At 64.2% G+C, this 24,031-nt stretch carries 25 protein-coding genes and 3 pseudogenes; 4 read left to right on the plus strand and 24 right to left on the minus strand.

What is annotated here, in order from left to right:
- Window positions 1–338 precede the first annotated feature (338 nt).
- Complete coding sequence (gene ptsJ / locus BGK68_RS02650) at window positions 339–1,646, minus strand: MocR-like B6 salvage transcription factor PtsJ (RefSeq protein ID WP_075255811.1); 1,308 nt, start codon at window positions 1,644–1,646, stop codon at window positions 339–341.
- A 65-nt stretch (window positions 1,647–1,711) separates the two neighbouring features.
- Here ptsJ and BGK68_RS02655 point away from each other — a divergent pair, with 65 nt between their 5' ends.
- Window positions 1,712–2,548, plus strand: coding sequence for a YggS family pyridoxal phosphate-dependent enzyme (locus BGK68_RS02655; RefSeq protein WP_075255812.1), 837 nt, complete (start codon window positions 1,712–1,714; stop codon window positions 2,546–2,548).
- Window positions 2,545–3,264: a glutamine amidotransferase gene (locus BGK68_RS02660; RefSeq protein ID WP_075255813.1), complete on the plus strand. Its 720-nt coding sequence runs from the start codon at window positions 2,545–2,547 to the stop codon at window positions 3,262–3,264. Before BGK68_RS02655 ends, BGK68_RS02660 begins: the two co-directional genes overlap by 4 nt.
- 140 nt (window positions 3,265–3,404) lie before the next feature.
- On the opposite strand, the gene BGK68_RS02665 is transcribed toward BGK68_RS02660, so the two are convergent.
- The 17 genes from BGK68_RS02665 to BGK68_RS02745 form a co-directional block, all read right to left on the minus strand.
- Window positions 3,405–3,656, minus strand: coding sequence for a DUF2274 domain-containing protein (locus BGK68_RS02665; RefSeq protein WP_075255814.1), 252 nt, complete (start codon window positions 3,654–3,656; stop codon window positions 3,405–3,407).
- Entirely contained in the window at window positions 3,653–4,924 is a 1,272-nt protein-coding gene (locus tag BGK68_RS02670; protein ID WP_075255815.1) for a TrbI/VirB10 family protein, read from the minus strand. Before BGK68_RS02670 ends, BGK68_RS02665 begins: the two co-directional genes overlap by 4 nt.
- A gap of 2 nt (window positions 4,925–4,926) precedes the next feature.
- Window positions 4,927–5,919, minus strand: a complete 993-nt coding sequence (gene trbG / locus BGK68_RS02675; protein WP_075255816.1) for a P-type conjugative transfer protein TrbG — start codon at window positions 5,917–5,919, stop codon at window positions 4,927–4,929.
- On the minus strand, window positions 5,916–6,620 hold the full coding sequence (trbF, locus tag BGK68_RS02680; RefSeq protein WP_075255817.1) for a conjugal transfer protein TrbF: 705 nt from the start codon (window positions 6,618–6,620) through the stop codon (window positions 5,916–5,918). The genes trbG and trbF overlap by 4 nt, the downstream gene beginning before the upstream one ends.
- Window positions 6,621–6,638: 18 nt before the next feature.
- Entirely contained in the window at window positions 6,639–7,997 is a 1,359-nt protein-coding gene (gene trbL, locus BGK68_RS02685) for a P-type conjugative transfer protein TrbL (protein ID WP_075255818.1), read from the minus strand.
- Entirely contained in the window at window positions 7,994–8,305 is a 312-nt protein-coding gene (locus tag BGK68_RS02690) for a hypothetical protein (protein WP_075255819.1), read from the minus strand. Before BGK68_RS02690 ends, trbL begins: the two co-directional genes overlap by 4 nt.
- A gap of 12 nt (window positions 8,306–8,317) precedes the next feature.
- Complete coding sequence (gene trbJ, locus BGK68_RS02695; protein ID WP_075255820.1) at window positions 8,318–9,055, minus strand: P-type conjugative transfer protein TrbJ; 738 nt, start codon at window positions 9,053–9,055, stop codon at window positions 8,318–8,320.
- Window positions 9,052–11,511 carry a conjugal transfer protein TrbE gene (gene trbE, locus BGK68_RS02700; protein WP_075255821.1) on the minus strand — a complete coding sequence of 820 codons (2,460 nt, stop codon included), beginning with the start codon at window positions 11,509–11,511 and terminating at the stop codon, window positions 9,052–9,054. The genes trbJ and trbE overlap by 4 nt, the downstream gene beginning before the upstream one ends.
- Before the next feature lie 12 nt (window positions 11,512–11,523).
- Complete coding sequence (locus tag BGK68_RS02705) at window positions 11,524–11,796, minus strand: VirB3 family type IV secretion system protein (RefSeq protein WP_075255822.1); 273 nt, start codon at window positions 11,794–11,796, stop codon at window positions 11,524–11,526.
- Window positions 11,793–12,185 carry a TrbC/VirB2 family protein gene (locus BGK68_RS02710; protein WP_075255823.1) on the minus strand — a complete coding sequence of 131 codons (393 nt, stop codon included), beginning with the start codon at window positions 12,183–12,185 and terminating at the stop codon, window positions 11,793–11,795. Before BGK68_RS02710 ends, BGK68_RS02705 begins: the two co-directional genes overlap by 4 nt.
- On the minus strand, window positions 12,182–13,249 hold the full coding sequence (gene trbB, locus BGK68_RS02715; RefSeq protein WP_075255824.1) for a P-type conjugative transfer ATPase TrbB: 1,068 nt from the start codon (window positions 13,247–13,249) through the stop codon (window positions 12,182–12,184). The genes BGK68_RS02710 and trbB overlap by 4 nt, the downstream gene beginning before the upstream one ends.
- Window positions 13,246–13,710 carry a CopG family transcriptional regulator gene (locus BGK68_RS02720; RefSeq protein WP_075255825.1) on the minus strand — a complete coding sequence of 155 codons (465 nt, stop codon included), beginning with the start codon at window positions 13,708–13,710 and terminating at the stop codon, window positions 13,246–13,248. The genes trbB and BGK68_RS02720 overlap by 4 nt, the downstream gene beginning before the upstream one ends.
- Window positions 13,707–15,707 (minus strand): conjugal transfer protein TraG, encoded by a 2,001-nt coding sequence (locus BGK68_RS02725; protein WP_075255826.1) that lies wholly within the window; start codon window positions 15,705–15,707, stop codon window positions 13,707–13,709. Before BGK68_RS02725 ends, BGK68_RS02720 begins: the two co-directional genes overlap by 4 nt.
- 248 nt (window positions 15,708–15,955) lie before the next feature.
- Entirely contained in the window at window positions 15,956–16,195 is a 240-nt protein-coding gene (locus BGK68_RS02730) for an EexN family lipoprotein (protein ID WP_075255827.1), read from the minus strand.
- Window positions 16,195–17,139: a LysR family transcriptional regulator gene (locus BGK68_RS02735; protein ID WP_075255828.1), complete on the minus strand. Its 945-nt coding sequence runs from the start codon at window positions 17,137–17,139 to the stop codon at window positions 16,195–16,197. Before BGK68_RS02735 ends, BGK68_RS02730 begins: the two co-directional genes overlap by 1 nt.
- A 25-nt stretch (window positions 17,140–17,164) precedes the next feature.
- Complete coding sequence (locus BGK68_RS02740; RefSeq protein ID WP_075255829.1) at window positions 17,165–18,337, minus strand: MFS transporter; 1,173 nt, start codon at window positions 18,335–18,337, stop codon at window positions 17,165–17,167.
- A 47-nt stretch (window positions 18,338–18,384) separates the two neighbouring features.
- Window positions 18,385–18,879, minus strand: a complete 495-nt coding sequence (locus tag BGK68_RS02745; RefSeq protein ID WP_075255830.1) for a DUF2938 domain-containing protein — start codon at window positions 18,877–18,879, stop codon at window positions 18,385–18,387.
- A gap of 79 nt (window positions 18,880–18,958) precedes the next feature.
- On the opposite strand from BGK68_RS02745, the gene BGK68_RS02750 reads away from it, so the two are divergent.
- Complete coding sequence (locus tag BGK68_RS02750) at window positions 18,959–19,405, plus strand: helix-turn-helix domain-containing protein (protein WP_083657712.1); 447 nt, start codon at window positions 18,959–18,961, stop codon at window positions 19,403–19,405.
- On the opposite strand, the pseudogene BGK68_RS27135 reads toward BGK68_RS02750, so the two are convergent.
- From BGK68_RS27135 to BGK68_RS02770, 4 genes and pseudogenes are all read right to left on the minus strand, one after another.
- Window positions 19,388–20,076 (minus strand): annotated as a pseudogene (locus BGK68_RS27135) (DUF3363 domain-containing protein); the annotation flags it as partial. The gene BGK68_RS02750 and the pseudogene BGK68_RS27135 sit on opposite strands and share 18 nt — an antisense overlap.
- A 117-nt stretch (window positions 20,077–20,193) precedes the next feature.
- A complete protein-coding gene (locus BGK68_RS02760; protein ID WP_075255833.1) occupies window positions 20,194–20,433 on the minus strand; it encodes an EexN family lipoprotein in 240 nt (79 codons plus the stop codon).
- Window positions 20,433–21,350: pseudogene (locus BGK68_RS28190) on the minus strand (LysR family transcriptional regulator). Before BGK68_RS28190 ends, BGK68_RS02760 begins: the two are co-directional and overlap by 1 nt.
- A 15-nt stretch (window positions 21,351–21,365) precedes the next feature.
- Window positions 21,366–22,745 carry an MFS transporter gene (locus BGK68_RS02770; RefSeq protein ID WP_233149436.1) on the minus strand — a complete coding sequence of 460 codons (1,380 nt, stop codon included), beginning with the start codon at window positions 22,743–22,745 and terminating at the stop codon, window positions 21,366–21,368.
- Between the two features lie 216 nt (window positions 22,746–22,961).
- On the opposite strand from BGK68_RS02770, the gene BGK68_RS02775 reads away from it, so the two are divergent.
- Entirely contained in the window at window positions 22,962–23,309 is a 348-nt protein-coding gene (locus BGK68_RS02775; protein ID WP_075255835.1) for an ArsR/SmtB family transcription factor, read from the plus strand.
- A gap of 150 nt (window positions 23,310–23,459) precedes the next feature.
- Here BGK68_RS02775 and BGK68_RS28625 read toward each other — a convergent pair.
- Both BGK68_RS28625 and BGK68_RS02780 read right to left on the minus strand, forming a co-directional pair.
- A pseudogene (locus BGK68_RS28625) lies at window positions 23,460–23,633 on the minus strand (LysR family transcriptional regulator); the annotation flags it as partial.
- The gene (locus BGK68_RS02780) at window positions 23,573–24,013 is read right to left on the minus strand and encodes a MaoC family dehydratase (RefSeq protein WP_075259655.1); all 441 of its coding nucleotides are present in this window, start codon (window positions 24,011–24,013) and stop codon (window positions 23,573–23,575) included. The gene BGK68_RS02780 and the pseudogene BGK68_RS28625, both read right to left, overlap by 61 nt.
- Window positions 24,014–24,031 lie beyond the last annotated feature (18 nt).

The following is a 24,031-nucleotide window of genomic DNA, read 5'->3' on the forward strand; positions in this document are numbered from 1 at the left end:
ACATAAGCATCATCATCCCTCCGAACTGGCGCGCGGCTTACCGGTTCGCACGCTGGTGCGTGACCTGTCACGCGTGCACCGGTTCCCATCGGCGCAAGTCGAATGGGTGGAAGCGGACCTCGACGACGCCGACGCCGGCGCGCTACGCCCCGCCAATAGTAGCGTTACAACACTTCCAGTCCACCGACATGGAAGCCTGGTTGCACCTGCATCGGCACGACTTTCTGGGTACGAGCGGCGGCAGGTAAACGCTCCGTCGCGGTGGCCTTGCGCTCCCGGCGACCCATTGCCGGCTGACGTGCGTGCAGAGCGGTGTCAACGAATGCGTGGCGGGTCGGTCAGCCGGTCATCGCGTCCATCACTTGCCTCAGCGCATCGCCGAACGTGTCGAACGCGTTCTGCTCCAGGCCGGACACCGTAATGCGCAGGCCATGCGCCGGTGTCTCGATCCCGAAGGCATCCCCGGCTCGCACCAACCAGCCCCTGAGCGCCATGGCCGAGACCACGGCCTGGCCACTGTGCGGCAGCGGTAACCACAGGTTGAGCCCATCGGCGGGCAAACTGCACCGTAATCCCCGTGCCTGTAAAACTGCCGCCATCCCCAACCGGCGCCGCGCGTAGTCATCCCGCGCCTGCTGGATCTGCGCGCCGACTTTGGCTGACGACAGGCAGGCCGACACCGCGTCCTGCAACAGATGGCTGACCCAGGTGGTACCGCCGGACAGTCGCAGACGCAGTCGGTCCGCGGTCTGTCCGTCACTGCCCACGAAGGCCAGCCGCAGATCCGGCCCGAGCATCTTGGACACCGACCGCACCAGCGCCCAGCGCCTCGCGTTCGCCGGCAGCACGCTGTAGTACTCCATCGTCGATAGCAGCGAAAAATGGTCATCGACGATCACCAACACGTGCGGATGCTGGGCGAGTACCTCGCGCAGCGCCTGCGCGCGTTCCGGGCTCAGACTGCAGCCGGTCGGGTTCTGCGCGCGGGGCGTGACGATGACAGCCTGCGCCCCTTGCGCCAAGGCGCGCTCCAAGCCCAATGCCTGCATGCCTTCGCCATCCATCGGCACCCCCACCGCCTGCAGGCCCTGCGTGCGCAAGGTGTTGATGCTGCCCAGAAAGCAGGGGTCTTCCACGGCCACGCGGTCGCCGGCCACCAGGTAAGTGGCCAGCAGCCGCTCCACGGCATCCACGGCGCCGTGGGTCAGGTTCAAGGCCAGGCCGTCCCGCGAATCGGGGGCCAGCCAATGGTGACCCAGGGTGTCGAGTGCGGGGCCGATGGGCGGCTCGCCGTACAGGCGTGACTGATAAACCCGACCGGGCATCGCGGCGCCAATGTCCGGCAGCCAGGCCGGGGCCGGGTTGCCACTGGACAAGTCCGCCAAGGGAGAGTCGGGAGGCACGCCCTCTTGTTCGTCGGAACCGGCCGGCTCACAGATCACCGTACCCAACCGCCCTTGGGTCACAGCCACCCCGGCCGCCGCCAAGCGCTGATAGGCCAGCGACACGGTGTTGCGATTCACGCCCAACGTCGCAGCTAGCGAGCGCACCGTGGGCAGGGCCTGCCCCGGCAACAGGTCGCCGCCGCGCGCCAGGGCACGCACGCTGTCGAAGATGTCGGATGCGGTCTCACCTTTAATTTGCATGAATGGCTCCCGGCATGATAAATTTGTCCTAGGACAAATTGTAGAATATTTTGACGATTTCTCACATGACTTGCAGCTCTCATCCCCATACCGCCGATGCGGTGGACGGCCTTCGGCATGGACGCTGGCCTCGCGCAGAATCGGTGGAAGACTTCCGGTACAACCTCGCTGTCGTGCGAGACCGCATTGCCGCCGCCTGCGCCCGCGTGGACCGCGATCCTGCCAGCGTTCGACTGCTGCCGGTTAGCAAGACCGTGGACGTGGCTCGCCTCCGGGTTGCCTATGTGGCGGGCTGCCGCCTGCTAGGTGAAAACAAGGTGCAGGAGGCGCATGGCAAGTGGGAGGCGATGGCCGATCTCTCCGATCTGCGCTGGTCGGTAATCGGCCATCTGCAGACCAACAAGGCCAAGCGGGTCGCACGCTTCGCCACGGAGTTCCAGGCACTGGACAGCCTGCGCGTCGCCGAGGCGTTGGACCGCCATTTGCAGGCCCAAGGCCGGTCGCTGGACGTGTTCGTGCAGGTCAACACGTCGGGCGAAGCCAGCAAGTTTGGACTGGCCCCGGACGAGGTGCCCGGTTTCCTACGGGCCTTGCCGGTCTTCGGCGCGTTGCGGGTGCGAGGGCTCATGACACTAGCGGTATTCTCAGCAGACACCGCCCGCGTACGCGCCTGCTTCGCGCGGTTGAGCACGCTGCGCGACCGGCTACGGCAGGATGTCCCCCCCACTGTCGGTTTGGATGAGCTGTCCATGGGCATGTCCGGCGACTTCGAGGTGGCGATCGAAGAAGGCGCCACCGTCGTGCGGGTCGGCCAGGCCATCTTTGGTGCGCGCAGTACTCCCGACAGTGACTACTGGCCGGGTGCTTCTTCCAACCCCTCTTTTGAAAGTACAAACCCATGAATCGCACGGTCCTCGCCATTCGGCACGTCCACTTCGAAGACCTCGGCACGCTGGAGCCGCTACTGCGTGAACGCGGCTATGCGGTGCGCTACGTCGATGCGGCGATCAATGACCTCGCGTCGCTGGACGTGCTGTCGCCCGATCTAGTGGTGGTGCTCGGCGGACCGATCGGCGCGTTCGACGATGCCTGCTATCCGTTCATTGCGAACGAGGTCGAGTTGATTCGCCAGCGCTTGGGTAGCCAGCGCGCTATGCTGGGTATCTGCCTGGGTGCCCAACTTATCGCCCGGGCACTGGGTGCGCGTGTCGCGCCGATGGGCATCAAGGAGATCGGCTTCGGCGCGTTGACGCTCACCCCCGAAGGCCACTCCTCCCCGCTGACGGCGCTAGACGGCGTACCAGTGCTGCATTGGCACGGCGACCAATTCGACATCCCCAACGGGGCCTTGCATCTGGCCCGCACGCCCACGTGCGCGCACCAGGCCTTCTCGATGGGTAACGCCGTACTGGGCCTTCAGTTCCATCTGGAAGCCGATCCGGCAGCGCTGGAGCAATGGCTGGTAGGCCATGCCTGTGAGCTAGGGCAAGCGCAGATCGATCCACGCGAGTTACGCGAAAAGGCACAGGCGCACGGCGTGGCCCTACGGCGTGCCGCACGTGACGTGATGTCGCGCTGGCTGGATGGGGTCGAGCAGACGGGTGTGCGAACCGGGTGATGCGGCTGTGCACGTCCGGCGGACCAGCGCTCTCGTGATGCACCTTGGGCACCGGTGCCCGGTGGCGGAATGACGCAGAGCCCACTCGAATGGCAATGGCTGGCGTTGAGCCAGGAAGACATCGGAGGACACGCTCCTGATCACACATTAGGTCGGAGTCCGGCTGCAAGCGCGGCCTTTTCTTTTTTATTGAATCCCCGATCGCCCGCGATGAACGCCTCCAGCATGTGCGGAATCAGTGTCACCGCATCGACCGTTTCGCCATAGGCCTGCGCATGCAGCGCGGCGTAGCGGTCGAGGTTGGCCTTCAAGCTGGCCGGGCAGGCGAAGGTCAGCTTCGTGGACTCCAGCTTGGGCAGCGGCCCAAGCCGCAGTTTCTTGGTTGTGCTCATCGCATCGCCCCCTTGTTGAAGAACAGTGGCTGGTACGGCCGCAGCACCAGATCGCGATTGACGATGATGCGAACCGGCAGGCCCGGTCGCTCGGTCAACGTCGGCTGGATGTTCATGTTGCGCCGGGTCATCTCCTGGCCGACCTGGTTAACGCTGTCCTGGGCGCTGTCGCGCCCGGCGATGACGATGCGGTTGCCGTCCTGGCGGTTCTCCGGGGCAACCAGCTCGGCGCCCACGCCCAGCAGCGTGGTCAGCACCGCGCCGGCGACGATGCGGTTCCAGTGGTAGTCCACACCGTCTTCCAGTCCGGAATAGCCGGCCGGATCAGTGCCAGCCAGGTTGTCGAGCGTCAGCGAGGATGTGTCCGGCAGGATGATGCGGTTCCACACCACTTGAACCCGGCTCTGTCCATAGCTGACCTGGCTGTTGTATTTGCCCAGGAGGCTTGAGCCTTGCGGGATCAGCAGGAACTTGCCTGTGGCCGTGTCATAGACCGGCTCAGTCACCGTGGCGATCACGTCGCCCGGCAAATCCGACTTGATGCCCGTCACCAGTGCGCCAGCGACTACCGTTCCGGCCATCACCTGATACGGCGAGGCAGGCATTTGCAGGTTGCCGGAATTACGGGTTTCCTTAGAACCGCCTTTCAGGAAAGTTTCTTTCTGGTCTTGCCTGTTTTGCGTGGCGGTTGGGTCGGTGGGCTGGGCCGCCGTTGAGGCCGGCCCGGCCGCCAGCGGGTCGAGGCCCGCCAAAGCGTTGCCGGGCGCAGCCGCAGCTACTTGGGCTACGGCCGGGGCTGCCGCCTTGCCCTGCTGGCCCGAGCGGAAGAACACCGATGACGCCGCCGCCGCGTCCGCCTCCTTGCGCAAGGCATCCTCGGGATCATGGCCTGGCGGCGCATAGGCCGGTGTCACCGGCTGCTGCGAGGCCACGATGGCCGGGCCGAGATCGCCCGGCAGCGGCGGCCCCAGCTCGGGCACCTTGGGCGGCAGCTTCGAGTAGTCGGCCGGCAGCGCGTCCAGCCCTTCAGACTTGGAGACGCGATCGACGTTGTAAAGCTCGGTCTGCTCGCCCGCGCCGCGTCGGTGTGGTTGCAGCGACCAGATCGTCGCACCAAGCACGGCAACCGATAGGCTGCCTACCAGTATCGCCAGCGTGCGCCGGTTCAATCGAGTCACCGAGCGCGGCTGCGCGCGCAGCGCCACCGACTCGGGCGCGACCTTGCCCGCATGGGGCGCAGTGGGGTCGGGGATATCGTTCTGGCTCATGCTCAGTTCCTCCGCGCCACGCCATCCGTGCGCTCGATCCGCACCACATCGCCCTTGTCCCCGCCCAGGCGCAGTTCGGCCGCGCCGAACAGGCGATCGACGATGGTGTACGGCGAGCGGAATCGGTAGTTCACCAGTTGTCCGTCGCCCTGCGCACCGATCACGAACAGCGGCGGTAGTTCGCCTTGTGCAATGCCCGCTGGGAACTGGATATAGACCTTGTCGCCGTCGTCGAAGGCGCGCAGCGGTTTCCACGGTGGGTTGCTGCCGCTGATCGCGTAGCGAAAACGGATCTTCTCCAGTGACAGCCCTGAGTCCACTGGTGCAGCCGCGCTCGCGGCCTGCGCCTGGCGCTGCAAGGCCAGCATCTTGTCCTTGGGGTATTCCCAGGACACGGAGGCCATCCATGTCTTGTCGGTCGAGGTCAGCTCGAGCAGGTAGGTGCGCCGACTGGTCGTGACGACCAGATTCGTCTTCAATCCCGAGCGGATGGGTTTCACCATCACATTGACCCGCAGCGCATCGCCGCTGCCGCTCGATGTGTCACCCACGATCCAGCGCACCGTGTCGCCGGCGGCCACCGTCACCAGCTCCTCGCCCGGCTGAAGCGCGATCACGGTCACGCGGCCCACGGCCGCATAGACCTGATACAGCGCGCCATCGGTGAAGGGCCAGACCTGAATCGCATTGACATAGCCCTCCCGCGTGGGCGCGACGCGGGCCTCCGTATTGGCCCGCGCAACGCGCACCTTCTCGTCGGCCGGTTCCGGTACAGCCTTGGCGCCTTCACCCTCGGGCAATGGCTTCAACTGCGCCGGCAACGCCAGCGGCTCGGGCACGTTGACCACTTCCACCGGTGCGGGCGGCTCCGGGATCGGCTGGGCCTGCACGGGTTCATCGAGCGAGATGGACGGTGGCGGCGTGCCCTGCGAGGCGCAGCCTGCCAAGGCAAGCAGGATCAACGGCAAAGCGGATTTACGGAAAAGTATTTTCATGGCTTGGCTCCTTCAGAAGAATCCAGTTCGCGGCTCCACGACAGCCCGTTGACGTAGATGCCCAGTGGGTTCTTGCGCAGGCGCTGTTCGGTGCGTGGGGTCTGCTGCACGATGGACATCACCGCGTTCCAGCGCTCGGTGCCGGCGGCGGCGCCGTTGACGAAGCGCTGCTCCGTCCAGCGCACGTTGAATGACGTGTCACTGGCGCGGGTCACGCTGGTGATTTGCACCGTGACCGACTCCTTGCCGATGCGCGCGAACGGGTCATGGGTGCGGGCGTAGTCGTTGAGCACCACGGCGCCCTTGTCGGTGGTGTAGTCGTAGGCGTCGAGCCAGTTCTGTCGGACGACGATCGGGTCGATGGACAGCGAGCGCACCAGGCCGATGAAGCGGCCCAGGTGATAGGCCACCTGGGCATCGCTGGGCCGGTACGGCGTGGCGGCTTCGCCCACGGCGCGCACTTGGCCTGCGTTGTCCACCTCCACCACATAGGGCGTGACGATGGACTGCGCCGAGCGCCACACCAGCCCGCCGGCCATCAGCAGCGCGAGCGTCAGGCAGCCGAAGGCCATCAAGCGCCAGTTCTTCGCCTGCACGCGGGCAGAGCCGATACGCTCGTCCCAGACCTGGGCGGCGGCTTGATACGGGGTGGCAGGTTGCGGTGTGTCGGCATAGCGCACCTGCGGTCGTTTGAATCGCATGAGAGTTCTCCTTGACGATCAGGCATCGGCATCACGCAAGCTCGGCCCCTGGCTTGCGCTGCCGCCGTCACCCCCGCGCAGCGTGTGGGCGGCGGTTGTGGCGGCGTGGGTGAGCTGCTGGCGTCGGCGCAGGCGCTTGGCCCAGGCCGGTTGCTCCTGGGGGGCTGCTGGCGGCGTATCGCCGCCGGGGGCAGCGCTGCCTGTTGTGGGCGCGGATGCAGGCGCGTCGGCGCTGAACGCGGCGGCAGCGCGGTCTCGGATCGAGCGCGCACCTTGCGCCACCTTCTGTCCGGCGGCCTGCGCGCCGGTCTTGGCGACATGGCCCACGCCAGCGGCAGCGCCCTTGAAGCCGCCGCCAGCCGAAGCGGAGCCGGTCTGGAACGCTGATTTCGCGCTGCTCGCGGTCCCAGCGGCGGCCCGTGCACCACTGCCGGCCAGCTTGGCCGCCGCCGGTGCCATGCGCGCGCCCGCCGCAACGGCGCTGCCGACGCCCGTGGCCGCCGCGCCGATCGCCACGGCAGTGCCAGCCGCGCCCAGTGCAGCCCCAGCCATCGCGCCTGCGCCGAGCTGCGGGCCGCCCGATACCAGCCCGGTCGCAATGCCCGGACCGAAGATGCCCAAAGCCAACAAGGTCAGCGCGGCCAGCATGACGACGAGCGAATGGTCGATGGACGGCTCGGCCGGCTGCACCTGGAACTCGGCAAACAAACCAGAACCGATGCCCACGATCACCGCCAGCACCAGGACCTTGATGCCGGAGGACACCACGTTGCCCAGCACCTTTTCGGCCAGGAACGCGGTCTTGTTCCAGAGTGCGAACGGCACGAGCACGAAGCCGGCGAGCGTGGTCAGCTTGAACTCGATCAACGTGACGAAGAGCTGGATCGCCAGCACGAAGAAACTCAGGATGACGATCAGCCAGGCGAGGAACATCACGACGATGGGCGTGAGGTTCACGAACACCTCGGGAAAGCCCGCCATGTTGCTGATCTGCTGCAGGATCGGGGCCCCGGCGTCGATGCCGACCTTGGCCAGCCGACCCGGCTGCAGGAAGTTCCCCATGCTTAAGGTCGAGCCGCTGGCCGTGAGGCCAAGGCCCGCGAACGAGCGGAACACGATGCCTGCCAGCCCGTTGAAATTGCCGATGATGTAGGCGAAGGCACCGACGTACAGCACCTTGCGGATCAGCTTGGCGATCACGTCCTCACCTTGGCCGGCAGCATGGCCCATTGCCCAGAACAGCCCGGCGATCGTCATGTCGATGACGATCAGCGTGGCGGTCAGAAACGCGACCTCGCCGTGCAGCAGGCCAAAGCCCGAGTCGATGTAACGCGAGAAGGTATCGAGGAAGCGGTCGATGACCGTCACGTCGTTCATGGCGAGTCCTTCTGCCCAGGCAGGGCCATTGCGTCACTGCCATCGGTGGGTTCATCGAAGCTGGGCGGGATCGGCGGCAGGTCAGCCAGCGTCTGGTACTCGCCGGGGCCGGCATTGCCGGAGAGAAAGCGCCGCAGATCCGCCTGTGCCACCTGCGCGCAGAACGCGCCGTCGTGCTCGCCTGCGCGGCATTGCACGCGCAGCGTGTGCAGCCGGGACGGATCGGCAGCCAGTGCCTCCACCGACAGCGGCCGGTCGCAGCCGGACAGCAAGGACGCGAAAGCGAACAGGACAGGTGCGTACTTCATGGCCGCACCTCGTCAGTGGTTGTAGAAATCGACGGACTGCGGCGTGTACGGCGTGCCACTGCCCAGGAAGCGGCGGGTCACCTCTCGCCCACGCTCCGTGGCCGCCGCCTGCCGCGCCAGCTCCAGTGCGGCGGCCCGATCCTGCGTGATCTGCAGCCGCTGCGACTGGATCGACTGCTTGGCTTGCAAGGCCAGCAACTGGTTCATGGCCTGCATCGCTTGCAGTGAGCCTTGGGCCGACTGGCTCTTGCGGACGAGGTCGGCTAACACGCTTTCGTCTTCGCTCAAGTTCTGCGACACCTGCGCCTGCATCCGCATGGTGGTCTGCAAGCCGTTGAGCGTGTTCTTCCACCGCGCTTGCGTATCGCGAACCATCTGATCGCCGCTCACGGTGGCGGCGTACTGCTCGGGATACAGGCGCGCGAATTCCTGATCGAGGTTCGTCACGTCGTACGCCAAGCCACGAGCCTGGACGATCAGCCGCTCGGTTGTAGCCAGGTTGACGCGCAACTGGCTGACCACACTGGACGGCAGGCTGGCAAGGTTGCGGGCCTGGTTCATCAGCATCTGCGCGTCGTTCTGGAGCTGGCGAATCTGGTTGTTGATTTCTTCCAGCGTGCGAACGGCGGTCAGCGTGTTCTGCACGAAGTTGGCGGGGTCGAACACCGTGATGGCGGCTGCGGACTGCACGGTCAGCAGCGATACCGACAGCGCGACGGCGAGCGACATGGAAAGCGCACCGATCTTCATGGCCGGTTCTCCAGGGGGTGGTCAGTGGAACGGAAGGAGCCCGGCGTGAAGCCGGGGAACGATGGCAGCAGGTCGGCTGCCCAATCGAGACCGCGATGGCGCAGCCAGGCGCCCGCGAAGCCGGGCACGCCGGCATCCAGCAGTACGCTGTCGATGTCACGCTGGTCCTGCGGCGTGGAAGCGCCCGCAAAGGCCAGCGCCGCCGGCCCCAGGTCGAGGTCGAACAGGCGATTTCCGAAACGGGATTGGTAGTAGTAGTCGCGCTTGGGCTGCGCCGTGGCGACGATCTCGATCTGGCGCGAGTTCAGGCCAAAACCCTCGTAGATCGTGCGAATCTGCGGCTCGGTCGCCTGCGGGTTCGGCAGGAAGATGCGGCTGGCGCAGCTTTCGATGATCGCGGGCGCGATACTCGAATCCTTGATGTCCGCGAGCGACTGCGTGGCGAAGATGACGCTGACGTTCTTCTTGCGCAGCGTCTTGAGCCACTGCCGGATGCGTGCGGCGAATACCGGGTCGCCCAGGAACAGCCACGCTTCATCGAGGATCAACAGTGTGGGCGCGCCGTTAAAGCGCTCATCGAAGCGCGCAAAGAGGTAATGCAGCACCGCCATGACGGCGGCCTTGCTGTGCATCAGCTCTTCCATCTCGAAGCACTGCACCGAGCCGGCACCCAGACGGTCGGAATCCGCATCCAGTAGCTTGCCGTGGGCGCCACCGAGCACATACGGTGCGAGCGCCTGGCGCAGCGCGTTCGATTGCAGCAGCACGGACAGTCCCGTCATCGTGCGCTGCTCCACCGGTGCACCGGCAAGGCTGCCCAGCGCCGACCAGATGGACGCTTTCTCGTCCGGGCCGACCACCACGCCTTCGTGTCGCAGACGGCCTTCAATCCATTCGGCGGCCCAGGTGCGGTAGCCCTCGCGGTCGATGCGTGCCAATGGCTGGAAGGCGATTTCGCCATCCATCCCGAGGTCGTAGTGTTCGCCGCCCAGCCCGAGAATCGTGGCTCGCATCGAGCGCCCCATGTCGAAGGCGAAGATGCGTGAGCCGCGATAACGGCGGAACTGCATCGCCAGCGTGGCGAGCAAGACCGACTTGCCCATGCCAGTCGGGCCCGCGACCAGCGTGTGGCCCACGTCGCCGATGTGCGTGACCAGCCGGAACGGCGTCGCGCCATCGGTACGCGTGACGATCAGCGGTGGGCCGTCAAAGTGGTCGTTCTTCTCCGGGCCAGCCCACACCGCCGACACCGGCATCAGGTGCGCCAGGTTCAGCGTCGAGACGATGGGCTGGCGCACGTTGGCGTAGGCATTGCCGGGAATGGACGACAGCCACGCATCCACGGCGTTGAGTGTTTCAGGGATGGTGACGAACCCGCGTCCCTGGATGGCGCGCTCCACCCTGCGTAGCTTTTCGTCGGCCACGGCGGGGTCGGCATCGAGCACCGTAACCGTGGCGGTGAGGTAGCCGAACGCGACTTGATCGCTGCCCAGTTCCTGCAAGGCGGCATCGGCGTCTGCGGCCTTGTTGTTGGCGTCGGTATCGACCAGCGGGCTTTCCTGCTGGAAGATCGTCTCTCGCAGCAGTGCGATGACGTTCTTGCGCTTGGCGAACCACTGACGGCGCAGGCGGGCGAGTTCCTTTTCCGCCTCGGCTTTGTCCAGGCACAGAAAGCGCGTGCTCCAGCGATATGCAAAGCCCAGGCGGTTGAGGTCGTCCAACATCCCCGGCCAGGTCGAAGTCGGGAAACCCCGTACCGACGCCACCCGCAGGTGCTGGTTGCCCAGCATAGGTGCCAGGCCACCGACCAGCGCGGAATCGGTCAGCAGCGTGTCGATGTGGAACGGCACCTCGGGCACGCCCACGCAATAGCGCCGCGTCGAAATGGTCGCGTGCAAGTAGGTCAGCGTCAGGCTGTCATCAAGCCATGCGATCTCAGGCATGACGCCATCGAGCAGGTCGAAGATGCGATCCGTCTCTGCCACGAAGGCCGTCTGGCGCTCGCGCCAGTCCACGCCTTCGGTGGGTCGATTTTCGTACAGCATCCCTGCCGCGCGGACGCGCGACTCCTCGGGCGGCAGGTACATCAATGTCAGGTGATAGCCGCTCTCAAAGTGATTACCCGATTCCTCGAATGCTGCGCGGCGTTCCTCGTCCACCAGCCAGGACAGCGGCTCGGGAAACTCGGCGTGCGGATAGTCGGCGGCCGCGCGACGCTCGGCCTCGATGAACAGCGCCCAGCCTGAACCCAGACGGCGCAGCGCATTGTTGAGCCGCGCCGACGTGGCGATCAGCTCGCTCTGCGTCGCACTGTCGAGGTCCGGCCCACGAAACCGGGCCGTGCGCTGGAAACTGCCGTCCTTGTTCAAGACGACACCCGGTGCCACCAGTCCGGCCCAGGGCAGCCAGTCGGCCAGCAACGCGGGTCGCTGGCGGTATTCGGCAAGGTTCAGCATGGCGGCGTCTCCCTACACGTCCAGCAGCGGGCGATGTTTGATGTGCCGCGCGAAGACGGGTATGAACTGCGGATCGACACGCGCCCCCCAGACCGCGAGCGAATGGCCGACGATCCAGAGCAGGACACCCGGAATCCACAGTTGCAGGCCCAGCCCGACGGCGGCGGCCAGCGTGCCGTTGGCGATCGCCACGGTGCGCGGTGCGCCGCCCAGCAAGATCGGCTCGGTGAGCGAGCGATGCAGCGGCACCTCGAACCCGGCCGCGAAGGTATCCGGCGCGCTCATACGACCGCCCCGCCGGAGAAGCTGAAGAACGACAGGAAGAACGAGGAGGCGGCGAACGCGATGGACAGGCCGAAGACGATCTGGATCAGCTTGCGGAAACCACCCGAGGTGTCACCGAAGGCCAGCGCAAGCCCCGTCGAAATGATGATGATCACGGCCACGATGCGCGCCACCGGCCCTTGAATCGATTCCAGGATCGACTGCAAGGGGCCTTCCCACGGCATCGAGGAACCGGCGGCCTGCGCGGTGCCCGCCAGCAACAGCAGTAGCGCGGCCAGCAACAGTCCCTGCGCCGCAGGGCGAGCCAGGCTGCGCAGTCGCACGAGGCCGGACAGGTGGGAAAACGGATGTACGCAAACACGGAAAGCAGGAACGTATATCTGCGTCATAGCAGTTCTCCAGGGTGGTTGAGGGACAGGGAAGAAAGGTCGGACGGCGATGGCAGCGCGGGAAACAGCGCGCCCAGCGCATCCGCCAGTTGGTAGCCCGCGCCGTCGAAGCCGATGACGCAGGCGATGCTCTCGATGCGGCGCTTGCGTCCGCGTCCGCCGATGTGGATCACCACGTCCACCGCCTCGGCGATCAGCGCTCGGGGCGGGTTCATTGCCACTTCGAGAATCAGTTGTTCCAGGCGCAACAACGAGCCGAGCGCCGAGCCGGCGTGGATCGTGGCAATGCCGCCGGGGTGGCCGGTGCCCCACACCTTGATGAGATCCAGCGCCTCGGGGCCGCGCACCTCGCCGACGACGACGCGATCCGGCCGCAGACGCATGGACGAGCGCACGAGCTCGGTCATCGACACCACGCCTGCACGCGTACGCAACGGCACGTGGTCGCGGGCCGCGCATTGCAGTTCCACCGTGTCTTCGAGCACCAGCACGCGGTCGCCCGTGGCGGCGATTTCCGCGAGCAAGGCATTGGCGAGTGTGGTCTTGCCGCTGCTGGTGGCACCAGCGATCAGGATGTTTTTGCGTTCGCGCACGGCACGCACCAGGAAGTCCGCCTGGGCGCGGGTCATCATCCCGTCAGTGACGTAGCGCTCCAGCGGGATCACGCCGATGGCCCGCTTGCGCAAGGCGAAGGCCGGCCCCGGTGCGGCGGGCGGCAGGATTCCCTCGAAGCGTTCCCCCGTCTCGGGTAGCTCGGCGGTCAAGAGCGGCTTACCGCGATGCACTTCCGCGCCGACATGGGCTGCGACCAGGCGAATGATGCGTTCGCCATCGGCCATGGGCAGTTCGATCCCCAGGGGCGCGCGGCCCGAGGACAGTCGATCCACCCATAGGGTACGGTCGGGGTTGAGCATGATTTCCACCACGTCCGGGTCTTCCAGCGCGGCGGCGATCAGCGGCCCCATCGCCGTGCGCAGCATCTGGATGCGGCGATCCATCGACGCCGCAGCGGACGAACGCAGCTCGGGCGAGGATTGCCTACCTGGGGCAATGTTGGCGTTCATGACGCACGCTCCCGCGCCTCGGCCGCTGCCTCGGCGTCCTCCATGCGCATCGGGTCGGGATGCAGTTCCTCCACCACGTCGCGCACCAGGCTTCGGCCCCGCAGCAGGTGGCGGCCAAGCTGCTCGGTGAACTGCTCGAAGCGCGCTTTGCCCTGGGCACGGGCGGCGTCTTGGTGCGCCTCGGGAACCGGCGTGCTCACGGTCAGGTAGTAGCGAATGAACAGCGCCAGCGTTTCGATGGCGATGTTCTGGTCGCGCTCCAACCGTTCGGCCTGGCGTGACAGCCGATCCAAGCGCTTGGTCATGGCCGCCTCGCGCTGGTCACCCGCGTCGGGCGACAGCCAGGACGCCAGCGCCGCCGCGACGATGGACGACTTGGACACGCCTTTCTTGGCGGCCAGCTCTTCCAGGCGCTGGGCATGCTCGTGCTGGATGAACAGATTCAGGCGGTAGTGGCTCATAAGTCGATTCCGTCGTTGGGATCGAGGGACGCCAGCCGGGCCGTGCGCTGCATGGCTGGATCGAACTGGCGAGGAAGGGAAAGTGGGAAGTCGTCGTCATCGAGCAGCGACACGTCGCCGCCCGATGGCGCCACGTCCGGATCGAACTCGGCGACTTCGGAAAGCTCGCGTTGCCGGCGCGGCCCACCGTCATCGACGGAAGTGGCGAAGCCTTCGTCCGCATGGGTGGTGGGTGCTGCCGGCACGGTGGGAATCGCCAAGCCGCTCCAGTCGTCGGGCCGCGAGGGAGGGACGTCGGCGTAACGCCCGGCAGTGAGAACAGGCGGTGGCAACACGCGACGCTTGAAATTGGCGTCGGTGTAGTAGCGCAACTTCTTGGCCTTGATCGGTGCCACGCTGGAGACCATCACCACGGCCTCGTCCGGTGGCAGTTGCATCACTTCACCGGGCGTCAGCAGTGGCCGCGCGGTTTCCTGGCGCGACACCATTAGGTGTCCCAACCAGGGCGCCAGCCGGTGGCCGGCGTAGTTGCGCTGCGCACGCAATTCGGTCGCGGTACCGAGCGTTTCGGAGATACGCTTGGCGGTGCGCTCGTCGTTGGTGGCGAACGTCACGCGCACATGACAGTTGTCCAGAATCGAATGGTTCTGGCCGTAGGCTTTGTCGATCTGGTTGAGCGACTGCGCGATGAGGAAGCTGCGGATGCCATAGCCAGCCATGAACGCCAGGGCCGTCTCGAAGAAGTCGAGCCTGCCCAGCGCCGGGAACTCGTCGAGCATCAGCAGCAACTTGTGGCGCCGCGCGATGCCGTCCGAACCGTCGAGCGATTCCGTCAGGCGTCGCCCGATCTGGTTCAAGATCAGTCGAATGAGGGGCTTGGTGCGGCTGATGTCCGAGGGCGGCACCACCAGGTACAGCGACACCGGATGCCCGGAAGCAATCAGGTCGGCGATGCGCCAGTCGCAGCGTGACGTGACTTCGGCCACCGTAGGGTCGCGGTACAGGCCGAGGAAGGACATGGCCGTGGACAGCACGCCGGAACGCTCGTTGTCGGACTTGTTGAGCACTTCCCGCGCGGCCGAGGCGACCACCGGATGGGGTGCATCGCCCAGATGCTTCGTCGTCATCATCCGGTGCAAGGTCAGCTCGAACGGGCTGGCCGGATCAGACAGGAAGTTGGCGACGCCGCGCAGCGTCTTGTCCTCGCCCGCGTAGAGCACGTGCAGGATGGCGCCGACCAGCAGCGCATGGCTGGTCTTCTCCCAGTGGTTGCGACGTTCTAAAGCACCCTCGGGGTCGACCAGGATGTCGGCAATGTTCTGCACGTCGCGCACTTCATGCGCGCCGCGCCGGACCTCCAACAGTGGGTTGTAGGCGGCCGATTTCGCATCGGTCGGGTTGAACAGCAGGCAGTGCGAGAAGCGCGAGCGCCAGTCGGCGGTGATCTGCCAGTTCTCGCCCTTGATGTCGTGGATGACGGCGGACGCCGGCCAGGACAGCAGCGTCGGCACCACCAGGCCCACGCCCTTGCCCGAGCGCGTGGGGGCAAAGGTCAGGACGTGTTCCGGGCCTTCGTGACGCAGGTACTGGTCATCATGCCGGCCGAGGAATACGCCGGCGGGCTGGGTGAGCCCTGCTTCTCGAATATCGGCCGCATCAGCCCAGCGTGCCGAACCGTAGGTGGTGACCAGTTTCGACTGCCGCGAACGCCACACCGACATGGCGATGGCGACCACCACGGCAGCCAGGCCGCTGCCGCCTGCGATCAGGCCGCCGGTGTCGAAGATGCGCGGCGCATAGGCGTCGTAGAAGAACCACCACTCGAACAACCGCCAGGGGTGATAGATCGGCGTCCCCAAGAGATCGAACCAGGGCGAGCCCAGGCGTAGCTGGTAGCCCAGGGCGGCGGCTGTCCATTGGGTGGCGGACCACACACCGACAATCACAATGCCGAAGACGACACCGATTTGCCCGAACAGGACCCCTTGACCTTGCATGCCGACCTCCCAACGCTCCCGCAAAATGAAGCCCAAGAAAAGCAGCACGGGGACGTGCCGCAGTCGTCAGGTTCGGTGCGGGATCAGGGCCGGTCAAAGGCCGTTGTGGCGGGAATTAAGGCAGAAAAAGCCGGACTTCTTGCGGGGGCGAAGCCCATAAAAATGCCGCAGGCACGAGCGTGCTGCGGCGTGGCAAGCAAATCGATAGTGAATCCGTCGCGACTGTGCGACAGCAGACGTTTGGCGAACTATTGGGTGTGCTGTTCGGGGCGGTCGCCGAAGAAGCGTCGTTTGGCAGCTTCAGCCGCACGCAGGCACAGCTCGTCCGAGACCTCTGAGCGATCTTCACGGCACAGGCGCTGGATTTCTTTGATGCGCTCGGGATGAGCGGTCAGGAACTCCACCGAGTCATTGGCGGGCGATGGGCCGCAGGCCGACAGCAAGCCGGCCAAGGTGAGTACATGAGCGGTTCGGAAAGATGTGTTCATCAGGAATCCTCCAGTTCATCGGAAGGAGCGTCGCCAGCAGACACATGTTCCTTGCTGGTATCGGCTTCCAGTCTGCCGACGCGGGCAACAAACCGACTCAGTGCTTCTGACGGATCGCTATCTCGCCTTAGCAGGTAGGTGGTGAGCATTGGCGAGCCACCGGCCAGTGGGCGTGCAACGATGTTGGACTCACGGCTGGCGGCAATCTGCGAGGCACCGACCAACGCCAGGGCGAACCCGGCCGCGACCAGCGCCATCATCAAGTCGAAGGACATTACCCGTTCGGTCACCAGTGGCTCCTTGTCCAGCGCACGCAGCACCCGTTCGATCTGGTGGTTGTAGCCCTCGCAAACCTGCGGGTCACCCATTACCAGCGGATAGCGCAAGACCTCGTCCAGAGGAATGCGTGCATGCACCAGCAAGGGATGGCGCGCCGGAATAGCGACCCGCAACGGATCGCGCCAGGCGGGTTCGGCAAGAATGCCATCGCCGACATCGGCGGACTGGGCAAATCCCACGTCGTACAGATCGTCGTGCAACCCCTTGATCTGCTGGGTGAGCGGGACTTCATCGAAGTGGATGGCGATCTCTGGGTCCTCCTCCCGGCACAGTGCCATGAGCGAGGAAAAGCGTGCCGGGGCAATACCGTCGGACAGCGCGATACGCAACTGACCGTCATAGCCTGCGGCGGCCGCGCGCACGCTGGCGCGGGCTTGATCCAGTGTCGCGAACACGCGTGGCACGTGTTCGAGCAACAGCTTGCCTGCCCGGGTCAATCGGGTGCTGCGCGTGGTGCGCGCGAACAAAGGCGCACCCAGATCTTCTTCCAGCTCCTTGATCGTGCGCGAGAGGGGCGACTGGTCGATATGCAGCCGTTCAGCGGCACGGGCAAAATGGAGTTCTTCCGCGACAGCCAAGAAACAGCGGAGGTGGCGAAGCTCCATGTTTCCTCCTCAAGATAAAGGCTTCTTACGCAATCCACCGCTTGCCGAGAACGGCCAAACCGAGAGCAGCAACACCAATGGCAGAGCCCATCCAGCCGACCGCTGAAAGTCCATGACCCAAGCTGATCGGTATCCCGGCCAGTAGTGGTGCGAGTGTCAGGCCAGCCTGAAAGGCCGACGAATTTGCCGCTCCCGCCAGCATCGGAGCGTCGGGAGCGACCGCGTAGACTCGGCCCCACACCGCCGGATTCAGCAGGAAACCCGCGACGCCGAGCAGAAACACCAGCGCGACAGTCGTTCCCGCATCCGATGCCAGCAGAGCGATCGCGCCGGAGATGAGGACCAGCCCAAAGATTCCGACCACCAGTGTGGTGAACGGGCGACTATCTGCCGTTCGACCACCAATGGTCAATCCGATGAAGGCGCCCACACCGAACAGGGTCAGCACAGCCGGCAGCCAGTGCGAGGGCAGTCCGCTCACGTCGAGCAGCAAAGCCCCGAGATAGCCGAACGTGCCCATGTAGGCCGCTGTAGTGGTTGCCGTGGTGGCAAATGCCACCCAAAGGACGGGACGCTTCATGGCGCGCAATTCGATCTTGAGATCGGGCTCCTTTGCCTCCCCGGAGGTCTTCTCAGGCAGAACGAGAAATCCGGCAACCGCTGCGATCGCCGTGACTGCTGCCACCGCCCAGAACCCGCCGCGCCAACCGGTGATGTCACTGATGAAAGTCCCCACGGGACCACCCACGATCATGGCTACGGTCAGGCCGCTGACCACAATGGAAAGCGCTTTGGCGCGACGATCAGGAGGCGAGAGTTGAACGGCAGTCGATGCTGCAGCAGCCCAAAAGCAGGCATATGCCAGCCCCATGGCAAAGCGTGCGGCAAGCAAAGGCCAGTAGCCTTGTGCAAGCAGACTGACCGCCGTTGCGGCGACGAATGCAATCTGACTGGCTACCAGTGTGGTGCGTTTGGGCCACTGCAGCGTCAGGATGGCGAATGGCAGCCCACCGATCAGCGCGCCGATTGCAAACGCAGAAATCAAGGTACCGGCCATGGGCAGTGTGATCTGCAAGTCGGTTGCAATCATTGGGAGAATGCCCCCCATCAGAAACTCAGCGCTGCCCATTGCAAACAGGCTCAGGGCGAGAAGATAGATGGCCGGCGGCATCGACCTGACATGCTTTCTCATGTTCATGGTGTGGTTCCTCATTTCGTTCACGGTGGTGGTCTCTGGTACGTCCCTTACGCCCAAACGAGCCTGAGCACGGTGGCCGACAGATAGAGACCGCATCCAAAAATGGCGTGGGTTGCCAAGCTGCGCAGACCGTTCTTCAGGGGCGTGCGCGTGCGCGACCCTGCAATGCCGGCACCCATAGCCGGTTGCATCACGAACAGGGGAAAGGCAATCGTCGCCACGCCCACAGCCAAGGCCGAACCCAATGCAGGATCGCGTAGCCACTCAATACCGCAGATGCCCATCAGCAGCATCGCAAACGCGATGCCAACTGCGTAATGGATGGCCCAACCCAGCGGCAACTCGCCTTGTATAGGCGGGGACTTGCCGATGCTGGCGTGTGCAAGACGGCCATAGCGCAAGTGGCCTGCCCACCGACCCAAGAGTGAGTAGTCGAGCGTAGGGACACCCAGACCTTTCAGGATCGCTGTCCATACATCCATCACCATGGTCGCGCCAATGCCGACTGCGACCATCCTTGTCACTTCGTCCACCGATGCCATCGATCACTCCTTGCATTGCTGAAAACCAGATTTGCAGGCATGATAGAAGTTGAAGTCAACTTCAAGTCAAGGATATGCTATGGACATTTCTGAAGTTGCCCGTCACACGGGCGTGCCTGCCTCCACGCTGCGGTTTTACGAAAAGAAAGGTTTGATCTCAGCAACGAGCCGCTCCGGCGAACGGCGGAACTTCGCGCCAGATGTGCTTGATCAGCTTGGATTGATTGCGTTAGGGCAAGCCGGGGGGCTCTCTTTGGACGAGATTGGCGCCATGCTTACTCCCGCCGGCGTCCCCAAAGTGAACAGGAGCGTGCTGATGGCCAAGGCGGATGAAATCGACGCTACCATCAAGCGCTTGCGAGCTATGAGCGAGGGCCTGCGCCATGCAGCGGAATGCACCGCTCCCAGCCATGCGCAGTGCCCGACGTTTAAGCGCTTGGTCAAGGTCGCTGCCGCGGCCCGATTGAAGCAAAGCCGGGCGCCAAGCATCAGTACAGGCCAACGAAAGTTAGGGCAATTTCCATAGTGACGCTGCAAGACTGGCGTTTGTGAGGTAAGACCCGTGCGTGCCCATTGCCAATGACACGCTACCGCCGCTTGCCGTCGCGGTGATCTTGTGGCCCGTTGCTGCTCAATCACCGGCTTCCATAGGATCAGGCTGAACCCATACCGTCATCGAGCATTGCGTAACGCTCGCGGGCGGGTATAACGCTGCCCCGGTAGATGCAGGCCACGCGCGGTCCGAAGGTCACGGGCAGATGCTCAAGGCCCGTTTCGGCGGCAATGTCCTTGGAGGCTTGTGCGAGCTCCCGGTTGCGCCATATGCCCAGCAGGTTGCGCGCCAGGATCACACGCTGCCCGCGCCGCTCGGTCAGCCCCTATTCGATCAGGCTGTCAGCGTGTTGCTGCGTCGCTTGCTTGACGTCGCTGCCAAAGCCCAAGTCGCGCAAGTTCTTGCCGCCGCCGATCACTATTGATCCAGCAAGGTGGTGCCAATGACGCGTGCTTGGCGCTCGATGGGCAGGTGTGATTAGTTCCACCGCCACACCTCCTAGGCGTTGCGCGTGGCACTGCAGACCACGTTCCAGCAGGTTGCCCGCATCTGTCATAGCCCTTTCGCCACACGTGTCCACGATGGTGACCTGGCGCAGGGGTTTCCCACCGACGGAAGTGGGCCGCCGTAACCTCTTTCGGATCGATTGGCGCGGCTTTGCTCAATGGCTCGGTGGCGGCGGCAGCCCAATCGTGCTGCGGGGTGATGAGCTATTCGGGAGTAAATCCGTCGCGACTTTGCGACAGGAGACGTTCGGCGAATTACTTGGCGGGCTGTTCGGGTCCGTCGCCGAAAAAGCGTCGTTTGGCAGCTTCAGCCGCGCGCAGGCACAGGTCATCTGAAACCTTTGAGCGCTCTTCACGGCACAGTCGCTGGACTTCTTTGATGCGCTCGGGATGGGCGGTCAGGAACTCCACCGTGTCATTGGCGGGCGATGGTTCGCAGGCCGACAGCAAGCCGGCCAGGGCGAGTGCATGAGCAGTGCGGAAAATGGCGTTCATCAGGAATCCTCCGGTTCATCGGAAGGAGCGTCGCCAGCATGCACATGTTCCTTGCTGGTATCGGCTTCCAGTCTTCCGACGCGGGCAACAAACCGACTCAGTGCTTCTGACGGATCGCTATCTCGCCTTAGCAGGTAGGTGGTGAGCATTGGCGAGCCGCCGGCCAGTGGGCGTGCGACGATGTTGGGCTCGCGGCTGGCGGCAATCTGCGAAGCGCCGACCAGGGCCATCATCAAGTCGAAGGACATCACGCGTTCGGTCACCAGCGGCTCCTTGTCCAGCGCACGCAGCACCCGTTCGATCTGGTGGTTGTAGCCCTCGCAGACCTGCGGGTCACCCATCACCAGCGGATAGCGAAATACCTCGTCCAGGGGAATGCGTGCATGCGCGAGCAAGGGATGGCGCGCCGGAATAGCGACGCGCAGCGGATCGCGTCATGCGGGTTCGGCAAGAATGCCGTCGCCGACATCGGCGGACTGCGCAAATCCCACGTCGTACAAATCCTCGTGCAGCCCCTTGAGCTGGTGGGTGAGCGGGACTTCATCGAAGTGGATCGCAATCTCCGGATCTTCCTGCCGGCACAGTGCCATGAGCGAGGAGAAGCGCGCCGGGGCGATGCCATCGGACAGCGCGATACGCAGTTGACCGTCGTAGCCTGCGGCGGCCGCGCGGACGCTGGCGCGGGCTTGATCCAGTGTGGCAAACACGCGTGGCACGTGTTCGAGCAACAGCTTGCCGGCACGGGTCAATCGGGTGCTGCGCGTGGTGCGCGCGAACAAAGGCGCACCCAGATCTTCTTCCAGCTCCTTGATCGTGCGCGACAGAGGTGACTGGTCAATATGCAACCGTTCGGCGGCACGGGCGAAGTGGAGTTCTTCGGCGACAGCCAAGAAGCAACGTAGATGTCGCAGTTCCATGGCCGTCTCCTTCGCTCAAGTTGCTTCGCCGGACTGCGTGGCGCTCACCGCCTTACGCGGCAACGTAAGCGCTACCAGCAGTCCCAAGACCATCCCTGCTGCCGCTAAATAGAAAGCCTGCTGTGCGCCATGCGCTAGGCCGCTGCGCAGCGGTTCGCCGTGCAGACCGGATAGCCCGGCGTTCGCCAGTGCCACCAGCACTGCTAAGCCAATCGCGTTGCCCACGTTGAGTGTGGTCGAGGCCATACCCGAAGCGATGCCTTGCTCGTGATGGGCCACGCCCGAACTGGCCGCGATCCACATCGCTGTCCACACGATGCCTTGGCCAATGCCGGAGATCACCAGCCCAGGCACGATCAACACATAGCCCGCGCCCACAAAGGTGGCCGGTGCCATCGCAAGCGTGCCTGCGATGCCGACCAAGCTCCCCACCACCAGCGTGCCGCGTGTGGACAGCTTGTTTGCCAGCCGCGCACCCACCTGTGTTCCCGTGAAGATCGCCACCGATGGCACGATGAAAGCCAGGCCGGTTTGCAGCGCGGTATACCCATGCACACTCTGGAACAGCACCGTCAGGAAGTACGGCAGTGCGCCGAACGTCCCCATGTAGATGAACGTGATCGTCATACCTGCTACCAGGCTGCGATTGCCGAACAGCCGCACCGGCATCAGTGGATCGCGGCTGCGTGACTCGATGATCGCAAAGGCCAGCAGCAACAGCATGGACAGCACCAGGGATGTCACGATGGACGTGGCACGCCAGCCGTCCTCCGGACCCTGCACCAGCGCATAGACCAGCAGCGTGGCACCCGCCGTCACCGTCAGCGCACCCGGCAGGTCGAAACTGCGACGCTCGGTTCTGGGTGCATCTTTAGGGATTAAGAAGAACGCTGCCACGATGGCAATGCTGGCGAGCAGCACGTTCACGAAGAACACCGAGGGCCAGCCGAAAGCGCTGGTGAGGAAACCACCTGCCAGTGACCCCAGCGTCAAGCCACTGGCCCCCGCACCGCCCCAGATCGCCAACGCGCGGTTGCGCGGCGCGCCCTCGGCAAACAGCCGGTTGATGAGTGACAGTGTGGACGGGAAGAGCAGCGCGCCGCCGATGCCTTGCACCGCTCGTGCGGCGATGATGACCTCGGGATTCCAGGCCAGCCCGCCGAGCATTGACGACAGCGCATAGAGCCACAGCGCGAAGATGAAGACGCGCCGCTGTCCCAGCAAATCGGCGGCCCGTCCACCCAGCAGCAGGAAGCCGCCGCAGAACACCGTACAGGCGCTGACCACCCATTGCAACGTCTGCTCCGAGAAGCCCAGACCCTTGCCGATCTCCGGTAGGGCCACAAACACGATGTTGATATCGAGCGAGATGATGAGCTGGGCGAATGCCAGCAAGGCCAAGCTCCAACCGAGAGAGCGATGGGTGCCGGGTGGTAGGGGGATAGAGGACATGGGATGCGTACTCCAGGGCAAGGTGATCGAAAGTACGAATAAATACGAACAGTTATACTGTACGCGTATATTCGTACATTTGACAAGCCCTTGCACCTCATCCGACCCATGCCACAAAGATAGTTTGACTGTCCTCGTACTATTGGATAAATTATTGGGATGACTGCCAACCATCCTGACCGTGATCAGATTCGTCTGGAAAACGTGCTTACCGCTTTGGGTAACCCGTTGCGCCTGACTGTGATACGGATGCTGGCCCAAGGTGGTGAGCATGCGTGCAGCGCCGTGCTGCACGGCATCCCCAAATCCACACTGACCCACCACTGGCGGGTATTGCGTGACAGTGGTGTGATCTGGCAGCGCCCCGATGGTCGTGAGAACCTGTTGTCGTTGCGCCGCGAGGATCTGGATGCCCGGTTTCCGGGCCTGCTCGACTCGTTGCTTCTGGCCGTACGGGAGGATTCGCTCACAACCGAAATGACGGCGAAGAATCTGCCCAAGTGTTGAGTAAATCTTGGCTGGTGCAGACACCGTTACTATTAAAGAATCACTCCACACTGCCTCAGTCGCGGTGCCCTGATCTACTTCATCAAACTGGGCAAAGCCCATGTCATACAGATCGTCGGTGAGTCTTCTGAGTTGCTGCAACTGCTCGATATGCAGTTTCTCCGCTGCGCGGCCGAAGTGGAGTTCTTCGGCTACCGCCTGGAAACAGCGTAGGTGGCGCAATTCCAAGGTATTGCTCCCTTTATCAATGCTTCGATGAGCAATTACGAAAGAGTCAGCATTTGTTCCGGAAAACTCAAACTTCTGGATCGAGCCGCTACGCACATCTCGCCTTTTTCATTGACGATACTGCCTTCAAGCTCGATCACGTCTCCGCCATATTTCGCAGCCGACTCCATCGCGACAATCTTCCATTCCGCGGTGAATGACTCTCCAGCGATGACCGCTTTCTTGAACTTGAAGTCGAACTCCAGGCCAAGGCCAACGCGCCTAGCGGTTAGAAACGTGGCCACCATCCCCATCATCAATGCGGACAGTTGGCCGCCACTAACGATCAAGCCGCCGAAGCGAGTCGATGATGCGAACTTCGCATCGTGATGCAACGGGCTCATGTCCCCTGTAGCGACTGCAAATGATCGAATAGCTTCAGCATCGAAAACGGCCATTTTCGATACCGACTCGCCAACTCTGAAAGGGGATGTCATCTGTAAGTCCTTCAATGA

It is taken from the genome of Herbaspirillum camelliae (assembly GCF_001929405.1).
Classification (GTDB): Bacteria; Pseudomonadota; Gammaproteobacteria; order Burkholderiales; family Burkholderiaceae_D; genus Herbaspirillum; species Herbaspirillum seropedicae.

Coding starts and splice junctions, on each gene's coding strand:
- ptsJ (WP_075255811.1), bottom strand. CDS start 1,646: ATGCAAATTAAAGGTGAGACCGCATCCGACATCTTCGACAGCGTGCGT.
- BGK68_RS02655 (WP_075255812.1), top strand. CDS start 1,712: ATGACTTGCAGCTCTCATCCCCATACCGCCGATGCGGTGGACGGCCTT.
- BGK68_RS02660 (WP_075255813.1), top strand. CDS start 2,545: ATGAATCGCACGGTCCTCGCCATTCGGCACGTCCACTTCGAAGACCTC.
- BGK68_RS02665 (WP_075255814.1), bottom strand. CDS start 3,656: ATGAGCACAACCAAGAAACTGCGGCTTGGGCCGCTGCCCAAGCTGGAG.
- BGK68_RS02670 (WP_075255815.1), bottom strand. CDS start 4,924: ATGAGCCAGAACGATATCCCCGACCCCACTGCGCCCCATGCGGGCAAG.
- trbG (WP_075255816.1), bottom strand. CDS start 5,919: ATGAAAATACTTTTCCGTAAATCCGCTTTGCCGTTGATCCTGCTTGCC.
- trbF (WP_075255817.1), bottom strand. CDS start 6,620: ATGCGATTCAAACGACCGCAGGTGCGCTATGCCGACACACCGCAACCT.
- trbL (WP_075255818.1), bottom strand. CDS start 7,997: ATGAACGACGTGACGGTCATCGACCGCTTCCTCGATACCTTCTCGCGT.
- BGK68_RS02690 (WP_075255819.1), bottom strand. CDS start 8,305: ATGAAGTACGCACCTGTCCTGTTCGCTTTCGCGTCCTTGCTGTCCGGC.
- trbJ (WP_075255820.1), bottom strand. CDS start 9,055: ATGAAGATCGGTGCGCTTTCCATGTCGCTCGCCGTCGCGCTGTCGGTA.
- trbE (WP_075255821.1), bottom strand. CDS start 11,511: ATGCTGAACCTTGCCGAATACCGCCAGCGACCCGCGTTGCTGGCCGAC.
- BGK68_RS02705 (WP_075255822.1), bottom strand. CDS start 11,796: ATGAGCGCGCCGGATACCTTCGCGGCCGGGTTCGAGGTGCCGCTGCAT.
- BGK68_RS02710 (WP_075255823.1), bottom strand. CDS start 12,185: ATGACGCAGATATACGTTCCTGCTTTCCGTGTTTGCGTACATCCGTTT.
- trbB (WP_075255824.1), bottom strand. CDS start 13,249: ATGAACGCCAACATTGCCCCAGGTAGGCAATCCTCGCCCGAGCTGCGT.
- BGK68_RS02720 (WP_075255825.1), bottom strand. CDS start 13,710: ATGAGCCACTACCGCCTGAATCTGTTCATCCAGCACGAGCATGCCCAG.
- BGK68_RS02725 (WP_075255826.1), bottom strand. CDS start 15,707: ATGCAAGGTCAAGGGGTCCTGTTCGGGCAAATCGGTGTCGTCTTCGGC.
- BGK68_RS02730 (WP_075255827.1), bottom strand. CDS start 16,195: ATGAACACATCTTTCCGAACCGCTCATGTACTCACCTTGGCCGGCTTG.
- BGK68_RS02735 (WP_075255828.1), bottom strand. CDS start 17,139: ATGGAGCTTCGCCACCTCCGCTGTTTCTTGGCTGTCGCGGAAGAACTC.
- BGK68_RS02740 (WP_075255829.1), bottom strand. CDS start 18,337: ATGAACATGAGAAAGCATGTCAGGTCGATGCCGCCGGCCATCTATCTT.
- BGK68_RS02745 (WP_075255830.1), bottom strand. CDS start 18,879: ATGGCATCGGTGGACGAAGTGACAAGGATGGTCGCAGTCGGCATTGGC.
- BGK68_RS02750 (WP_083657712.1), top strand. CDS start 18,959: ATGGACATTTCTGAAGTTGCCCGTCACACGGGCGTGCCTGCCTCCACG.
- BGK68_RS02760 (WP_075255833.1), bottom strand. CDS start 20,433: ATGAACGCCATTTTCCGCACTGCTCATGCACTCGCCCTGGCCGGCTTG.
- BGK68_RS02775 (WP_075255835.1), top strand. CDS start 22,962: ATGACTGCCAACCATCCTGACCGTGATCAGATTCGTCTGGAAAACGTG.
- BGK68_RS02780 (WP_075259655.1), bottom strand. CDS start 24,013: ATGACATCCCCTTTCAGAGTTGGCGAGTCGGTATCGAAAATGGCCGTT.